The 15,008-nt window shown below is 63.6% G+C and carries 17 protein-coding genes; 8 read left to right on the forward strand and 9 right to left on the reverse strand.

Annotated features, from left to right (window positions below):
* Positions 1 to 26: 26 nt before the first annotated feature.
* The 3 genes from ACSBOB_RS04870 to ACSBOB_RS04880 form a co-directional block, all read right to left on the reverse strand.
* On the reverse strand, positions 27 to 1,076 hold the full coding sequence (locus ACSBOB_RS04870) for an aldo/keto reductase (RefSeq protein WP_442581336.1): 1,050 nt from the start codon (positions 1,074 to 1,076) through the stop codon (positions 27 to 29).
* 182 nt (positions 1,077 to 1,258) lie between these two features.
* Positions 1,259 to 1,519, reverse strand: a complete 261-nt coding sequence (locus ACSBOB_RS04875) for a hypothetical protein (protein ID WP_442581337.1) — start codon at positions 1,517 to 1,519, stop codon at positions 1,259 to 1,261.
* 138 nt (positions 1,520 to 1,657) lie between these two features.
* A complete protein-coding gene (locus tag ACSBOB_RS04880) occupies positions 1,658 to 2,299 on the reverse strand; it encodes a TetR/AcrR family transcriptional regulator (RefSeq protein WP_442581338.1) in 642 nt (213 codons plus the stop codon).
* Between the two features lie 155 nt (positions 2,300 to 2,454).
* On the opposite strand from ACSBOB_RS04880, the gene ACSBOB_RS04885 reads away from it, so the two are divergent.
* The gene (locus tag ACSBOB_RS04885; RefSeq protein ID WP_442581339.1) at positions 2,455 to 2,874 is read left to right on the forward strand and encodes an ACT domain-containing protein; all 420 of its coding nucleotides are present in this window, start codon (positions 2,455 to 2,457) and stop codon (positions 2,872 to 2,874) included.
* Here the strand turns inward: ACSBOB_RS04885 and ACSBOB_RS04890 are convergent.
* From ACSBOB_RS04890 to ACSBOB_RS04915, 6 genes are all read right to left on the reverse strand, one after another.
* Positions 2,856 to 3,299: a GNAT family N-acetyltransferase gene (locus ACSBOB_RS04890; RefSeq protein ID WP_442581340.1), complete on the reverse strand. Its 444-nt coding sequence runs from the start codon at positions 3,297 to 3,299 to the stop codon at positions 2,856 to 2,858. The genes ACSBOB_RS04885 and ACSBOB_RS04890 overlap by 19 nt on opposite strands.
* Before the next feature lie 8 nt (positions 3,300 to 3,307).
* Positions 3,308 to 4,342 (reverse strand): aspartate-semialdehyde dehydrogenase, encoded by a 1,035-nt coding sequence (locus ACSBOB_RS04895; RefSeq protein WP_442581341.1) that lies wholly within the window; start codon positions 4,340 to 4,342, stop codon positions 3,308 to 3,310.
* Between the two features lie 636 nt (positions 4,343 to 4,978).
* The gene (locus tag ACSBOB_RS04900) at positions 4,979 to 5,152 is read right to left on the reverse strand and encodes a hypothetical protein (protein ID WP_442581342.1); all 174 of its coding nucleotides are present in this window, start codon (positions 5,150 to 5,152) and stop codon (positions 4,979 to 4,981) included.
* 34 nt (positions 5,153 to 5,186) lie between these two features.
* Positions 5,187 to 6,293 (reverse strand): WD40 repeat domain-containing protein, encoded by a 1,107-nt coding sequence (locus ACSBOB_RS04905; RefSeq protein WP_442581343.1) that lies wholly within the window; start codon positions 6,291 to 6,293, stop codon positions 5,187 to 5,189.
* Between the two features lie 13 nt (positions 6,294 to 6,306).
* Positions 6,307 to 6,621 carry a hypothetical protein gene (locus tag ACSBOB_RS04910; RefSeq protein WP_442581344.1) on the reverse strand — a complete coding sequence of 105 codons (315 nt, stop codon included), beginning with the start codon at positions 6,619 to 6,621 and terminating at the stop codon, positions 6,307 to 6,309.
* A complete protein-coding gene (locus tag ACSBOB_RS04915; RefSeq protein WP_442581345.1) occupies positions 6,611 to 7,099 on the reverse strand; it encodes a hypothetical protein in 489 nt (162 codons plus the stop codon). Before ACSBOB_RS04915 ends, ACSBOB_RS04910 begins: the two co-directional genes overlap by 11 nt.
* Positions 7,100 to 7,655: 556 nt before the next feature.
* On the opposite strand from ACSBOB_RS04915, the gene ACSBOB_RS04920 reads away from it, so the two are divergent.
* The 7 genes from ACSBOB_RS04920 (at position 7,656) to ACSBOB_RS04950 (ending at position 14,984) form a co-directional block, all read left to right on the forward strand.
* Complete coding sequence (locus ACSBOB_RS04920) at positions 7,656 to 9,329, forward strand: aromatic/alkene/methane monooxygenase hydroxylase/oxygenase subunit alpha (RefSeq protein WP_442581346.1); 1,674 nt, start codon at positions 7,656 to 7,658, stop codon at positions 9,327 to 9,329.
* 62 nt (positions 9,330 to 9,391) lie between these two features.
* Positions 9,392 to 10,453, forward strand: a complete 1,062-nt coding sequence (locus ACSBOB_RS04925) for an NADH:ubiquinone reductase (Na(+)-transporting) subunit F (protein WP_442581347.1) — start codon at positions 9,392 to 9,394, stop codon at positions 10,451 to 10,453.
* A gap of 47 nt (positions 10,454 to 10,500) precedes the next feature.
* Entirely contained in the window at positions 10,501 to 11,559 is a 1,059-nt protein-coding gene (locus ACSBOB_RS04930; protein ID WP_442581348.1) for an aromatic/alkene monooxygenase hydroxylase subunit beta, read from the forward strand.
* Between the two features lie 17 nt (positions 11,560 to 11,576).
* The gene (locus ACSBOB_RS04935) at positions 11,577 to 11,945 is read left to right on the forward strand and encodes an MmoB/DmpM family protein (RefSeq protein ID WP_442581349.1); all 369 of its coding nucleotides are present in this window, start codon (positions 11,577 to 11,579) and stop codon (positions 11,943 to 11,945) included.
* A gap of 90 nt (positions 11,946 to 12,035) precedes the next feature.
* Positions 12,036 to 13,112, forward strand: coding sequence for an NAD(P)-dependent alcohol dehydrogenase (locus ACSBOB_RS04940; protein ID WP_442581350.1), 1,077 nt, complete (start codon positions 12,036 to 12,038; stop codon positions 13,110 to 13,112).
* A gap of 40 nt (positions 13,113 to 13,152) precedes the next feature.
* A complete protein-coding gene (locus ACSBOB_RS04945; protein ID WP_442581351.1) occupies positions 13,153 to 14,175 on the forward strand; it encodes an amidohydrolase family protein in 1,023 nt (340 codons plus the stop codon).
* A gap of 5 nt (positions 14,176 to 14,180) precedes the next feature.
* Entirely contained in the window at positions 14,181 to 14,984 is an 804-nt protein-coding gene (locus tag ACSBOB_RS04950; protein ID WP_442581352.1) for an iron-sulfur cluster assembly protein, read from the forward strand.
* Positions 14,985 to 15,008: the final 24 nt, after the last annotated feature.

The raw sequence follows: 15,008 nt of genomic DNA on the forward strand, positions 1-15,008 counted from the left end.
AGGGGGGTGCGGAGGCTTCCCGGCGCTCAGCCCTTGGGTGCAAAGGGCGGCGGCAAGCGCGCCGCGGTCTGGCGCTCGACCATCCAGCCCGGATATTCCGGCTTCAGCGCGCTGACCGCTTCCAGCCTCGCTATGTCTTCCGTATCGAGCGACAGGGTCGTCGCCGCCAGATTCTGCTCGAGTTGCTCCAGGCGCGTCGCGCCGATCAGCACGCTCATGACGAACGGCCGCGACAGCACGAAGGCCAGCGCCACCGTGGCGACGCTCACCTCATGCTTGGCGGCGATGTCGCGCATGACGGCGACCACCTCCCACGCCCGGTCCTTGTCGACCGGCGGGAAGTCGAAATCGGCCCGGCGTCCTTCGCCGTTGCCCGGCGCTCCCGGCCCGTATTTGCCCGAAAGCAGGCCGCCGGCCAGCGGCGACCACACCATCAGGCCAAGACCTTCCTCCTTCAGCAGGGGTACGATCTCACGCTCGAGGTCGCGGCCGGCAATCGAATAATAGGACTGCACCGTTTCGAAACGGGCGTAACCGCGATGTTCCGAAATGCCGAGCGCCTTGGCGATGCGCCAAGCCTGCCAGTTGGATAAACCGATGTAACGCACCAGCCCGCGCGACACGAGATCGTCCAGCGCCCGTAGCGTCTGGTCGATCGGCGTGACGGGATCGGTGCCGTGGATCTGGTAGAGGTCGATGTGGTCGGTCTGCAAACGCTCGAGACTGGCCTCGACCGCGTCCATGATGTGGCCGCGCGAGCCGCCCCGGTCGTTGGGTCCTTCGCCCATGGCCCCCAGGAATTTGGTGGCGATGATGACGTCCTTGCGCTTCACGCCGAGATTCTTCAGCGACTGGCCGAGAATGCGCTCGGAATCGCCGCGCGAGTAGACGTCGGCGGTGTCGAAGAAGTTGACGCCCCCGGCGAGCGCGCGCTGCATGATCGCGTCGGCCGCTTCCTGCTCGACGCCGGCGATCTTGTTCCACTGGGCCGCGCCGTTGGCCGCACCGAACGTCATGGTGCCAAGGCATATTTCGGAGACGAACAGGCCCGTCCGTCCAAGCGGATTGTAACGCATGCGATGCCCTCCAGACCGTCTTGCTGCATCGCACAAGATAGGGCGGCAACCACCCTCCGCCAATCCTGGACCAGCGGTTTCGTAACCTGGCAGAGTGGATGGGACGGTTTGCCATGCCAGCCAAGACGCCGGCATCCGCTGGGTCACCCGAGGCTCCGCCGCAAGGCGGCGGCGAGACTCCTCTACAAGAAGTTCGGCACGACCCAAGGGTTGATCTCGATGCCGGAGCGCTCCCTGCGCGGCGCTGACGCGGTGCCGGCAGCCTCGTTCGATGCGGGAGCGATCGACTGGGTCTTGAATTGGTCGAGCACGGGCCGCTGCGCCGGCTTGACCACTTGCGTCGTGGCGGCGGGTGGGGCCTTGGGCTTCTTTACGCATTCCTTGGCGATCAGCGGGCTGGAAGCGGCCAGGAGAACGGCCAGCGCGAGGGCAAACTGTTTCATGGATTTTTCCTGTTTCGTACGTGTATGCCAATGCGTACATATACGGAAATCAGGACACGGACAAGCGAAACTTCGTACGCGTACGAAATTCTTATCGATCCGTTAAGGCCGGCACTATGAGGGGATGGACTGCCGACTCTAGCAGCGCCGGGGATCGCCCAATGGGGAAACCGATCCGCTACGGATGCCGGCTAGGCAGATATCGATCGCGCGTTCGACATAGGCGTCGCGGTCGCCGAACGGATAGTTTGGAAAGCTGATCAAAAGCGACACCGTGCCGTGGCCGAAGGTCCAGATCAGGGTTGCGATGGCGAAGACATCGCCTGAAAGCACGCCGGCATCCACGCAGGCTTGCACCCGCGCCAGCAGAAGCTGCAGCGCCGGATTGTCCTTCTCGATGCCCTTCATCTCCATATCCGGCAGCGCTGCCGGATCGCGGGTCATGAACACGGTGCGGTATTCGTTCGGGTTGTCGAAGCCGAAAGCGGCGTATTCGCGCATCAGCTTGATGAGCGCCTCCAGAGGATCGGCTGGCGCGTCGCGTTCCATGCGGCGGGCCAGCACCGCGAAGGCATCCTGCGCCAGGGCGAACAATATGGCGTGCTTGTCCGGAAAATAGGAATAGACCGACATCGGCGCATAGCCGACGCGCGCCGCCAGCTTGCGGATGGTCAGGTCCTCGTAGCCACCCTCCTTGACCAGTGTGTGCGCGGCCTCGATCAGTTCGGCGCGGATCTCAGCCTTCTGCAACTCCCTCCGGCTGACCGCCCGTCCTGCCATCGTTTTGTCTCCCCAATTCGATTATACGCCGTACGGGCAATGCTTCAACCGTGCTGATGTTCCTGTCGACACAATCCGCTTAGGCGGGGGTGCCACGACCGTTGACGGGCCATGCGGCAAGGTCCTATCGGCATTGGGCTGGATGAGGAAGACGGATGGCAGGGGAAACCGATCTCGACGCGCTGATCGCCGGCATGCGGCCGGTTCTTCAAGACGGCGTTCACGTCTTCTGCACGCTGCCACCGGGCAGCGCCGTTCCCGCTGGGCTCGACCCGGTGATGACCTTTCGCGAGGCCGAAGGGACCTCGCTGATCCTGCGGGAGGAGGGGGCGCGGCAGGCGGGGCTTGAATCGTCGTTCCGCTGCCGCATGATCACGCTGGAAATCCACTCCTCGCTTGAGGCGGTCGGATTCCTGGCGGCGATAACCGCGCGATTGGCGGCCGCCGGCATGGGGGTCAATCCGGTGTCGGCCTTCCATCACGATCACCTGTTCGTGCCGGCCGACAGGGCGGAAGAGGCGATGGCGATCCTGCGGGAAATGGCGAAGAGCCGGACTCAGCGCCGACGAACGTAAAGGATGTCCGGCAGGCCCTCCTCATTGCCGCTGCCGTCGCCAAAAGCCTCGGCTTGAAAACCGTGCCGCTCATAGAAGCGGCGGGCTCCGGAATTTGCCTGGAAGCAATGCAGCCTTGCCACCGGCATGGTCTCGACCGCCTGCATGAGCAGCCGGCTGCCGATACCCGCGCCGGTAAAGGTTGGATCGAGATAGAGCTGATCCACCCAGTCGCCCTTGACGGCAATGAAGCCGACGATGTCTTCGCCGGCTTCCGCCAGGGTAACGATCTGGTTGGGAAGGACATGGGTGCCGATGAAGGCAAGGTCCTCGTCTGGGGTGTGCAGCACCGGCATCCAGTCGAAGGATGCCAGCGCCACCCGCATGATGCGCGCTATGCCGGCCGCGTCGGCCGGGATTGCCCGGCGCAGGACGACATGATGCACGGCGCCGATCAGGCCGCCTTCTTCTTCGGCTGGATCAGGCCGCGCTCGACCAGCAGCTCGGCGATCTGGATGGCGTTCAGCGCCGCGCCCTTGCGCAGATTGTCGGACACCACCCACAGGTTCAGGCCGTTCTCCAGGGTCGAGTCCTCGCGGATGCGGCTGATGAAGGTGGCGTCTTCGCCGGCCGATTCCAGCGGGGTGATGTAGCCGCCGTTCTCGCGCTTGTCGATCACCTGGCAGCCCGGCGCCTCGCGCAGGATTTCGCGCGCCTCGTCGGCGGTGATCGGGTTCTCGAACTCGATGTTGACCGCCTCGGAATGGCCGATGAACACCGGCACGCGCACGCAGGTCGCGGTCAGCTTGATCTTCGGGTCGAGGATCTTCTTGGTCTCGGCCACCATCTTCCACTCTTCCTTGGTCGAGCCGTCGTCGAGGAAGACATCGATGTGCGGGATGACGTTGAAGGCGATGCGCTTGGTGAACTTCTTGTTCTCGACCGTATCGGCGACGAAGACGGCGCGGGTCTGGGTGAAAAGCTCGTCCATGCCTTCCTTGCCGGCGCCGGAGACCGACTGATAGGTGGCGACCACGACACGCTTGATCTTGGCGAAGTCGTGCAGCGGCTTCAGCGCGACGACGAGCTGCGCCGTCGAGCAGTTCGGATTGGCGATGATGTTCTTGCGGGAAAACAGCGAGACGGCGTCCGGGTTCACTTCCGGCACGATCAGCGGCACGTCCTGGTCGTAGCGCCATGCCGACGAGTTGTCGATGACGACGCAGCCCTGCTTGCCGATCCTCGGCGACCATTCCTTGGAGACGTTGCCGCCGGCCGACATCAGGCAGATGTCTGTGTCGGAAAAATCATACTGGTCGAGCGTCTTCACCTTCAGCGTGCGGTCGCCGTAGGACACCTCGGTGCCCTGGCTGCGCCGCGACGCCAGCGCCACGACCTCGCCGACCGGGAAGCCGCGCTCTTCCAGAATGTTCAGCATCTCGCGGCCCACATTTCCCGTGGCGCCCGCAATCGCTACCTTGAATGCCATGTTACCTGCTCCTGTCCTCACCGCTTGGCTTGGAAAAACCCGCTGGCCGGCGCGGGTCTCGTTCCCGGGCCGGACCCGGGTGAGGGCGAGATGGCCAGGGAAATCAGACCGTTTTGGTAACGGTCGTTTTGGCCGTGGTTTTGGTCGAAGGTGAAGACACGCGTTCGCGCCCGGCGCCGTGGCCGGGAAAGTCGAATGCAAAAAGCGCCATCAACAGGCCGCGCATGGTCCACCCTGGTCGCGGAATCCGCAAATCGAAAACCGCCGGCTGTTCGCCCGGGGCGTCTCTTTACGCGGTTCGGCACAAGAGTCAATTGTGCGTCCAGTGTCTGGACAGGGCATCGCATATGAAGATACCCCTCCCCACAAGTGGGAGGGGAACCGGCTTGCGTCTCCGGCAAACGCCAATCGTCGATGATTTTGCTCTGTAAAGCGGCCGCAAAGTCCCCCTCCCCCTTGTGGGGAGGGGTTAGGGGTGGGGGTTCTTCCTTCAAGCGATTGCCCTCCGGCCCCCGGAACCTGGGTCAACGCAGGTTTCCGGATTGCGGCAAGGTTGGTCCCGCGAGCGCTCGAATGATCGAGAGCGCCGCCACGGCTGATGTCACCGGCACAATGAGGCCGATCGGATGGCACGCGTCAGTTGGTCTTCAATTGGCCCGTCCGGTTCTCGGCGATCCAGCGGGCGGCGAGCACAAGCGCGCCCATGCTGAATTCCTTGCCGTGCCTGGCCACCATTTCCTCCGACAATTGCGAAAGGCGGACGAAGAATTCGTCCTTGCTCCGGTCCTCGGGGGTGAGTTCGCTTGGCATTTGATCCTCCTTTTTCATGCGGGACTTGCCTGCATCATTTGAACATCTGGGCGGGGAAGGTGATGATCGCCGCCGTCCCGTCGGCCACGCCGACCGCCAGATGCCGTCCGTCACCGGACCAGGCGAGCGTGGTGACCGCGCCGCCCAGCGACCGGACGACAAGTTCGTCGCGTGTGCCGATCTGCGCGACGGTGATGCGTCCGTTGGCGTAGCCGGCGGCGACGAGCGGCTTCGACGGGTGCGCCGCGACGGCTTCGACGGGAACCAGCCCGGTGCGCCCGGTTTCCAGGGCGCCGACGGTGTCGCCGTCGAGCGGCGGTGCGGTCATCGACCAGCCGGCGATGCGGAACGCTCCGGAGGCGAGAAGCGCGTCGGCCGGCCGGCTCCAGCATAGGGTGCGGACCGGCGAGGGAAACCCGGGGACGATACCGGTCCGGCCATCGGCCGTGCGGACCAGCGCAAGTCCCCCGGCTTCGAGGCCGCAGGCCAGCCAGGCGCCGTCGCCGCTCCAGGCGGCCGACACGGCCCGTGCCGGAAACGAGATCTCGTGCGGGGCATCCGTGTCCAGGATCGACAGCCGGTCGCCCGCGACGGAGGCGAGACGCCTTCCGTCCGGCGAAAAGGCCAAAATGCCTGCCGGTCCGCCATGGCCCGACCTGGCCAGCTCGCCGCCATGCAACAGGAAGACGCCATCTTCGCTGCCGACGGCCAGGGTATCCGCCTCGGCGTGATGGTCGACGGCGGTCACCGGCCGGTCGAGTTTCAGCAATGTGCCGGTTATCTCGCCGCTCGCAGCCAGATGCAGAACCTCGCCCTCCGCCGTCCCTATGAGGAAGCCGGAGTCCGGATGGATGGCGAGCGGGACGGCCGTATCCGCCAGTGCGGCGGTGGCGGTCAGCGGCACCGGCGGCTTGTCGCGCGGGCGGATGGTGGTCTGGCCGAGATCGCCGCTCACCCTGATCCGCGATTCCGGCGGCTCCTGGTCCGCGACCGCGGCGATCGCGACAGTCCCGTCCGCGCCGACGAAGGCGACCGACGAGCCGTCGGCGCTGAAGCGCAGGCCGACGACCGCCGACGGGCGCTGCCAGCTTCGCGCCAGAAGGTCGAACAGGGTGAGGTTGCGTATCGCCTGCTGGTTCACGGTCGTTCCTCCGTCAGTTGCCTTTCGCCGCAGCCAGCGCGAGATCGACCTCCTCGATATCGCCCTCGGCGGCCTCGATGCGTTGCTCGCAGGCGGCGCGCTGCGACATCGTTGCCTCCGCTGCCTGTTCCGCCTCATGCAAGTCCCGCACCAGTTGCTCGCTGGAGCCGTTGCGGCCGATCTCGAGTTCGAGGCGCAGGACGTCCATCTCGATGCCGGCGAGCGTCTGGTTGAAGCGCTGCATCTCCGCAGTCAGCGACGAGACGGTGGCGACCAGCGCCAGCCGCCGGACGAGCAGCGTTTCGCGTTCGGCGGCTTCATTCTTCATCTGGTCCTCCTGCGGCTTTCCTGCCCGGCGGTTCCGCCGGGCGTTCGAACGCTGTCAGCAGTCCCGGCAGTCCGCCCGCCTGCGACTGGAACTGCTTTTCGGCGGTCTCGATGTGGCTCTTCAACTGGTCCCAGATATCGACGCGGATCATCGGGTCGCCTGTCAGCCGCTCGATCTCCTCGACGCGGAACTGGCGCGACAGCGACACGCCGGAGAACACGAAGTCGCGCAGCAGGATGGCGTGGCTCTCGATGAACAGGTGGATCATCGGATGCGTCTCGCCGGTCACGCCGCCTGCCGCCAGTTCGGCCCGGATGAAATCCTGGAAATGGCTCTGCAGCCGGTACTGGCTCTCGCCCATGAAACGCATGACGAAGACGAGGTCGCGCTGCATCAGCCGGACGAGGTCGCCTGTCACCCCGTCAGCCTGGCTGGAGAGTGGCGCTTGTGGCTGCCTGCCCTTTTTCCCGTTCGTCATGATCCGCTCGCACTTCGCCCGCTGGCAGGCCTAGTCTTAAATAGTGCACAAGGCAGTTCGATTGAATAGTGGGTATTTTTTCATTTATATTGCAATGCAAAATAAAGATGCTGCAGATGCGAGATATGTGTAAATATTACAGGCGTAAGTTACAGTTGTAAAAGAACGTTACAGTGTGCTGCCTGGCTGTACGCGAAATCGCTCTGAACCGACGGCAATACAGCTGGCGCCACGCTGTTTTCGAATTGGCACGGCCTTTGCATCGCTGTTGGCACAAGAAGCCCATCGCGTTTGGCGCGGTGCCAGAAGAACGAAGGAACGGAGGAAGCAGGGACATTGCCCGCTTCGTTACGCCTGTCGCGAAAGCGGTCGGCGTGCCGCGGACATCCTGCCAAGACGCCTCGAACACCTTTGCCGTGATCCACTTTGAATGGCCGGACGACGGGTCGCGCCTGGAAGCGCGTGCCTTTTGCCGTGCCGCTCGCATTCTCACTGGCGGCGTCGTGCCGCCTTCTGCCGGGGCCAATGGGTCCGCGGTCAAACCTGGTGGAGGCTTATGACTATGACGTCTTTGACGCTCAACAAGATTACCTCGCAGCGCGGAATCTCCGTCGGCGAGGCGACCAAGAAGATTGCCGATCTCGGCTGGAACCCGTCCTACGTCCAGGAAGCGATGACGTTTCCGACGGACTACAAGATCAACAAGGCACCGCGCGACCCGATGAAGCAGGTCCTGCGGTCCTATTTCCCGATGCAGGAAGAGAAGGACAACCGCGTCTACGGCGCGCTCGACGCAGCGCTTCGTGGCGACATGTTCCGCAATGTCGAGCCGCGCTGGGTCGAGTGGATGAAGCTGTTCCTGGCGATCATCCCGTTCCCTGAAATCTCCGCCGCCCGCTCGATGGCCATGGTCGCCCGCATCGCGCCCGGCGAGGAACTGCGCACCGGCTTCACCATGCAGATGATCGACGAGTTCCGGCACTCGACGATCCAGATGAACCTGAAGAAATGGTACATGGAGAACTACATCGACCCGGCCGGCTTCGACATCACCGAGGAAGCCTTCGGAAAGTGCTACGCCACGACCATCGGCCGTCAGTTCGCGGAGGGGTTCATCACCGGCGACACCATGACCGCCGCCTGCATGTACCTGACTGTGGTAGCCGAGACCGCTTTCACCAACACGCTGTTCGTCGCCATGCCGTCGGAAGCCGCCCGCAACGGCGACTACGCGCTGCCGACCGTCTTCCTGTCGGTGCAGTCGGATGAAAGCCGCCATATCGGCAACGGCCACTCGCTGCTGATGGCGGCGCTGAAGGAGCCGGAGAACCACCTGCTGCTCGAGCGCGACCTGCGCTACGCCTTCTGGCAGAACCACGCCATCGTCGATGCGGCAATCGGCACTTTCATCGAATACGGCACCACCAACCGCGATAAGAACAAGGAATCCTACGCGGAGATGTGGCACCGCTGGATCTACGAAGACTACTACCGCACCTACATGCTGCCGCTCGAGAAATACGGCATCAAGGTCCATCACGACGACGTCCAGGCGGCCTGGGAGCGCATCACCAAGAAGAACTACGTCCACAAGGTCGGCCAGTTCTTCGCGGTCGGCTGGCCGGTCAATTTCTGGCGCATCGAAGCCCAGACCGACAAGGACTTCGAGTGGTTCGAGCACAAGTACCCGGGCTGGTATGCCGAGTTCGGCGATTTCTGGAAATGGTACGCAAAACTCAGCCACAAGGGCGAGAAGGTGCTGCTGTTCAACAGCGACGTCGGCTACGTCTACCCGCACCGCTGCTGGTCGTGCCTGGTGCCCTGCCTGATCCGCGAGGACATGGTGGTCGGCGAGATCAACGGAGAACTCTACACCTTCGCCCACGAACTCGACCGCTGGACCACGATGGTCGCCTTCAACGACGAGTATGAGGGCCGTGCGACGCCCGCCATGGGCCGCTTCAGCGGCAAGCGCGAGTGGGAGACGCTGTATGACGGCTGGGATCTGGCCGACGCCATCGTCGACCTGAACTTCGTGCGCTCCGACGGCAAGACGCTGGTGCCGCAGCCGCATCTGCGCTTCGACGACAAGGAGATGTGGACGCTCGACGACGTGCGCGGCAACACGCTGGGCTCGCCGCTGAACGCGCTGCGCGCCATGTCGCCGGCCGACCGCGAGAAGCATCTCGCGGAATACCGCGCCGGCTTCACGATCAACCCCTGCAACTGACCAGGCCACCCAGGGGGCGGGTTCGCCCGCCCCCGACATGGCTGCATTTTCTGGAGGTCCGCATGTCGGAAACCCACATGGTCAGGCTCAGCCCGGTCAACGTCGAGTTCGAGGTTGAAAATGGCGAGACGGTGCTCAACGCCGCGTTCCGCCAGGGCATCGCGCTGCCGCATGGCTGCAAGGAAGGGCAATGCTCCGCCTGCAAGAGCGTGCTGCTCGAAGGCGAGGTCGACATGCTCAAATATTCGACCTTTGCCCTGAACGACATGGAGAAGGATACGGGGCACGTTTTGTTGTGCCGCTGCATTGCCTACTCCGACCTGGAAGTCGAGCTCCTCAACTACGACGAGGAGATCCTATCGAAGTCGATAGCGGTGAAGACGTACAAGGGGCGGATAGCTCGCATCGAGCAGCTGACCCACGACATCCGCAGCATCGAAATCGAACTCGGCTCCCCGATAAAGTTCTGGGCGGGGCAATATGTCGACATCACGGTCACCACGCAAAAAGGGGAGACGATTACGCGCTCGTTCTCCATGGCAAATACGCCGGACCAAACCGAAAAACTTGCCTTCATCATCAAGAAATACCCTGACGGAAAATTCTCCGGCGAACTCGATGCCGGAGGGATCGCCGTCGGAGCCGAAGTGTCCATCGTCGGACCCTACGGAACCGGATTCCGCCGCGAGGACCGGCAAGGACCGCTGATCCTGGTCGGCGCGGGGTCGGGCATGTCGCCGATCTGGTCGATCCTGCACGACCACCTGAAGAGCGGCGAAAAACGTCCGGTCTATTTCTTCTACGGGGCCAGGACCCGCAACGACCTGTTCTATCTCGACCGCATCGCCGAACTCGTCGGCCGGCATTCGGACGTCAACTTCATTCCCGTGCTGTCGCACGCGGATGGCGATGACGACTGGCAGGGCGAGCGCGGCTTCGTGCACCAGAGCGTCGACGCCAAGCTCAAGGAACTGGGCATCGACGGGCAGGGCGACGTTCATGCCTGCGGGCCGCCGCCGATGATCGACGCCTTGCAGCCGGTCCTGTTCATGAACGGCTTCGAAACGGAACGCATCTTCTTCGACAAGTTCACCACATCGGCAGGGGCAACCCCGGCCCATTGAGGGCGGCCGCGCAACTGCAACCACAACTGCAACAGGGAGTGAAGACTATGCCAGCAACGTCGAGTTCAGTTGGATCGGGAGCCGCCGGCGCGGCGATCTTCGCCGACTCCGACAGCCGGAAATACCGGTATTTCGAACCGAAAGGCCAGCGCGCGACCCACTACGAGGACATGACGGTCGACGTCCAGCCCGATCCCGAGCGCTACCTGATCCAGAACTGGATCATCTCGTTTGCCGACGGCAAGGGCGCGTACGTCAAGGAGAACACCTCCGCCAAGAGTTCCAACTGGCACCTGTTCCGCGCCCCCGACCAGGAGTGGGAGCGCACCCACTACCAGCGCCAGTCGAAGATCGAGACGATGGTGCAGAGCGTCATCAACAATGCCCGCAAGGGCGGCGCGCCGAAAACCTTCGACAAGACCTGGGTCAAGATCCTCCAGGCGCAGCTCGGCGCCTGGAAACACGCCGAGTTCGGGCTGGGCACCTCGCTGATGCAGGCGCAGCGCTACGGCTACACCCAGATGATCAACAACGCGACGCTGACCAACTCGTCCTACAAGCTGCGGCTCGCCCAGGACATCACGCTCTACCTCGCCGAGATCGGCCTGGACCTTCCCGGCTGGGACGACGAGGCCGGCAAGAAGGCCTGGATGGAGGACCCCAACTGGCAGGGCACGCGCGAGGCGGTCGAGTCGATCATGGGCGCTTCCGACTATCTGGAGCAGTATTTCGCCATCAACATCGTGTTCGAGCCGCTGGTCGGCGAACTGTTCCGCTCCGGCTTCCTGATGCAGGTGGCGGCGGCCAACCACGACTTCATCACGCCCGCGGTCATCTCGGCGGCGGAAGCCGACTACGAGCGCAACCTCGCCAACACCATCGACCTGATCTGGCTGCTCGCCAATGACGAGCAGCACGGGGCTGCGAACAAGAAACTGTTCCAGGGCTGGATCAAGAAGCACGGCGCGCTTGCCGACAAGGCGGCCGCCGGCCTTCAGCCGATCTGGTCGATGCCGCATTCCAAGCCGGTGTCGTTCGCGGACGTCCGCGCCCGCTCCGAGGAGCGGATCGGGCAGATTCTCGGCGAACTCGGCCTCAAGCGTTAATTCAGGGAGACATCATCATGTCATTGGCAGCACGCGATTCCTCGCATGACAACATCTTCAAGGCGATGAAGGACATCACCTTCGAGCAGACGATCTCGCACCAGTGCGGCGTCACCATGAACGACTCGGTCGAGGCCCGGGCCATCGCCGAATTCATGGGCAAGAAGGACGGCGTCACCATCACCTACCAACCGGCGCTGATCCGCATCGACGGCAGCGGCAAGCTGATCTTCAAGATGGACGAGATCGGCGAATATCTCGGCCGCGAGATGACGGCCGAAACCTTCGAGGTCAACACCTCCACCCATTACGGCCGCATGGTCCGCATCGACGACAACGAGGTGATCCTGTTCGGCAACATGGACGAGGTCTTCGAATACATCTGAGCCGTTTCCCACCAACGGCGGAAAGGCAGCCGCCTTTCCGCCGCCACCAAGGCTGTGCGGCGCAGGATCGCCGAAACGGAGTAAATGCTTATGGCATCGAAAATGAAGGCGGCCGTGTTTGTCGAGAAGGGCCGCATCGTCCTCGAGGACAAGCCGATCCCCAACATCGGACCGCAGGATGCGCTCATCCGCGTCACCACCACGACGATCTGCGGAACCGACGTCCACATCCTGAAGGGCGAATATCCGGTCGCCAAGGGGCTGACCATCGGCCACGAACCGGTCGGTGTCATCGAGAAGCTCGGCTCCGGCGTGAGCGGCTTCAAGGAAGGCCAGCGCGTCATCGCCGGCGCCATCACACCGTCCGGCTGGAGCCATGCGTGCCTTTGCGGCTGCGGCTCGCAGGACGGGGCAGGGACCAAGCACGGCTGGCAGGCCATCGGCGGCTGGAAATTCGGCAACACCATCGACGGCTGCCAGGCGGAATATGTCCGCGTGCCGGACGCGCTGGCCAATCTTGCGCCCGTCGACGACGGCGTCACGGACGAGCAGGTGCTGATGTGCCCCGACATCATGTCGACGGGATTCGCGGGAGCGGAAACCGGCGGCATAAGAATCGGCGACACGGTGGCGGTTTTCGCGCAAGGGCCGATCGGGCTGTGCGCGACCGCCGGCGCGAAGCTGATGGGCGCCACCACCATCATCGCCGTCGACACGGTGCCGGCGCGGCTGGAGATGGCAAAACGCATGGGCGCCGACATCGTCGTCGATTTCAAGAAGGAGAATCCCGTTGACGCAATCATGCGGCTGACCGACGGGCGCGGCGTCGACGTGGCCATCGAGGCCCTCGGCACGCAGGCCACCTTCGAATCCGCCCTGCGCGTCCTGCGTCCCGGCGGTGTGCTGTCCAGCCTCGGCGTCTATTCGTCCGATCTCAGGATTCCGCTCGACGCATTTGCAGCGGGGCTGGGCGATAAATCCATCCGCACCTCGCTTTGCCCCGGCGGCAAGGAGCGGATGCGGCGGATGCTGGAGGTCATCTCGGCGGGCCGCGTCGATCTCGGCGGCCTGGTCACGCACCGCTTCAAACTCGATCAGATCGAGGAGGCCTACGAGTTGTTCGCAAACCAGCGCGACGGCGTCCTCAAGGTGGCGATCACCACCTGACCTGTGACTACCAAGGCAACCCGGTTAGACGGAGGAAAACATGTTCATCACACCGGAAGGCAAGGAAATCTTCGTGGTCGACGGCCACACCCATTTCTGGGACGGCAGCCCCGAGAACCAGAAGAACATCCATGGCAAGCAGTTCATCGAGTGCTTCTACGCCTACCACACGGGGCTGAGCCCCAAGGAGCAGTTGTGGGAGAAGTCGAAGTTCGAGAAATACAGCGCCGACGACCTCTATAGCGACCTGTTCATCGACGGGCCTGACGACGTGGCGATCGTCCAGTCGACCTATCTCAAGGACTTCTACAAGGAAGGCTTCAACACGATCGAGCGCAACGCCGAGGTGGCCAAGCGCTATCCGGAGCGCTTCATCGTCAACGGCGCCTTCGACCCGCGCGACGGCGAGAAGGCGCTGGAATACATCCACTTCCTCAAGGAGACCTACGACGTCAAGGGCGTGAAGATGTACACGGCCGAGTGGAACGGCGCTTCCAAGGGCTGGAAACTGACCGACCCCGATGCCTACAAGTGCTTCGAGCTGTGCGACAAGCTCGGCATCAAAAATATCCACGTCCACAAGGGCCCGACGATCATCCCGCTCAGCAAGGATGCGTTCGACGTGCATGACGTCGACCATGCCGCGACCGACTTCCAGGGGCTGAACTGGATCATCGAGCATTGCGGCCTGCCGCGCCTCGACGACTTCTGCTGGATCGCCACGCAGGAGACCAACGTCTATGGCGGCCTGGCGGTGGCGCTGCCCTTCATCCATGCGCGTCCACGCTATTTCGGCGAGGTCATCGCCGAACTGCTGTTCTGGATCGGGTCGGAGAAGATCCTGTTCGGGTCGGACTACGCGATCTGGACGCCGCGCTGGCTGGTCGAGAAATTCTGGGCCTACCAGATCCCGGAGGACATCGCCGCCGAACGCGGCGTGCAGCTGACCGACGAGATCAAGGAGAAGATCCTCGGCCTCAATGCCGCGCGCCTCTACAACATCGACATCGCAGCCAAGAAGAAGGCGCTCGCGGGATCGCCTTTCAGCATCGCGGCGGAGTAGCCGCGATGGGCGCCGCCGGACTATCCATCCCCAGCAGCCGCCAGGCAGAAGTCTGGCGGCGCCTTGCCGGGGTAAACGATCCGGAGCTTGACGAGCCTGTCACCGAGATGGGTTTCGTCGAGCGTGCCGAGGTGACGGACGACGGCAGCGTGGAGGTCGATTTCCGCCTGCCGACCTACTGGTGCTCGCCCAACTTCGCCTTCCTGATGCTGGACGGCGTGCGCAAGGCGCTCGACGCGCTGTCGTGGCAGCCGGCCTATCGGGTGAAACTGCACGACCACATGTTCGCCGAAGAGGTCAATCGCGGCATCGAGGCGGGCAAGGCGTTCGGCGAGATTTTTTCCGGACTGGCCGCCGACCAGGACATCGGCGCGCTGCGCGAGACTTTCCGGATGAAGGCCTTCAAGCGGCGGCAGGAAGCGGTGCTGGTCGGCCTGCGCAAGCAGGGGCTTACGGATCGCGAGATCGTCGACATGGATCTGATTGCACTGGATGTCGTACGGTTCGAAGCGGGCGAGGCGGACAAGCAGAAGCCGAGATACCGGGCTGCCCTGCTGGAGCGTTTTGCGGCCCGCCGCGCCGACGATCCCGTCTTTGTCACCTGGGACGGCGCAGAGATACCGCCCGGGGCGCTCGGCGCCTATCTGGCCGAGTTGCGCGGCGTGCGCATCAACATGGAGTTCAACGGCGCGCTCTGCCGGGGGCTCAAGCATACCAGGTACAAGGAAGTGGACATGGTCGACGGCGAGCCGACGCTCGTCGATTTCATCATGGACCGCGTGCCGGCCCAGGCCGCGCCCAGCGCCTGAAGCAGATCTGAATACAACGGCCTC

Origin of the sequence: Mesorhizobium sp. KACC 23794 (assembly GCF_052180275.1) — a bacterium.
In the GTDB taxonomy this organism is placed as follows: domain Bacteria; phylum Pseudomonadota; class Alphaproteobacteria; order Rhizobiales; family Rhizobiaceae; genus Kumtagia.

Excerpts from the sequence above, each read along its gene's own strand:
- ACSBOB_RS04870 (WP_442581336.1), bottom strand. The coding sequence starts at position 1,076 with ATGCGTTACAATCCGCTTGGACGGACGGGCCTGTTCGTCTCCGAAATA.
- ACSBOB_RS04875 (WP_442581337.1), bottom strand. The coding sequence starts at position 1,519 with ATGAAACAGTTTGCCCTCGCGCTGGCCGTTCTCCTGGCCGCTTCCAGC.
- ACSBOB_RS04880 (WP_442581338.1), bottom strand. The coding sequence starts at position 2,299 with ATGGCAGGACGGGCGGTCAGCCGGAGGGAGTTGCAGAAGGCTGAGATC.
- ACSBOB_RS04885 (WP_442581339.1), top strand. The coding sequence starts at position 2,455 with ATGGCAGGGGAAACCGATCTCGACGCGCTGATCGCCGGCATGCGGCCG.
- ACSBOB_RS04895 (WP_442581341.1), bottom strand. The coding sequence starts at position 4,342 with ATGGCATTCAAGGTAGCGATTGCGGGCGCCACGGGAAATGTGGGCCGC.
- ACSBOB_RS04900 (WP_442581342.1), bottom strand. The coding sequence starts at position 5,152 with ATGCCAAGCGAACTCACCCCCGAGGACCGGAGCAAGGACGAATTCTTC.
- ACSBOB_RS04910 (WP_442581344.1), bottom strand. The coding sequence starts at position 6,621 with ATGAAGAATGAAGCCGCCGAACGCGAAACGCTGCTCGTCCGGCGGCTG.
- ACSBOB_RS04915 (WP_442581345.1), bottom strand. The coding sequence starts at position 7,099 with ATGACGAACGGGAAAAAGGGCAGGCAGCCACAAGCGCCACTCTCCAGC.
- ACSBOB_RS04920 (WP_442581346.1), top strand. The coding sequence starts at position 7,656 with ATGACTATGACGTCTTTGACGCTCAACAAGATTACCTCGCAGCGCGGA.
- ACSBOB_RS04925 (WP_442581347.1), top strand. The coding sequence starts at position 9,392 with ATGTCGGAAACCCACATGGTCAGGCTCAGCCCGGTCAACGTCGAGTTC.
- ACSBOB_RS04930 (WP_442581348.1), top strand. The coding sequence starts at position 10,501 with ATGCCAGCAACGTCGAGTTCAGTTGGATCGGGAGCCGCCGGCGCGGCG.
- ACSBOB_RS04935 (WP_442581349.1), top strand. The coding sequence starts at position 11,577 with ATGTCATTGGCAGCACGCGATTCCTCGCATGACAACATCTTCAAGGCG.
- ACSBOB_RS04940 (WP_442581350.1), top strand. The coding sequence starts at position 12,036 with ATGGCATCGAAAATGAAGGCGGCCGTGTTTGTCGAGAAGGGCCGCATC.
- ACSBOB_RS04945 (WP_442581351.1), top strand. The coding sequence starts at position 13,153 with ATGTTCATCACACCGGAAGGCAAGGAAATCTTCGTGGTCGACGGCCAC.
- ACSBOB_RS04950 (WP_442581352.1), top strand. The coding sequence starts at position 14,181 with ATGGGCGCCGCCGGACTATCCATCCCCAGCAGCCGCCAGGCAGAAGTC.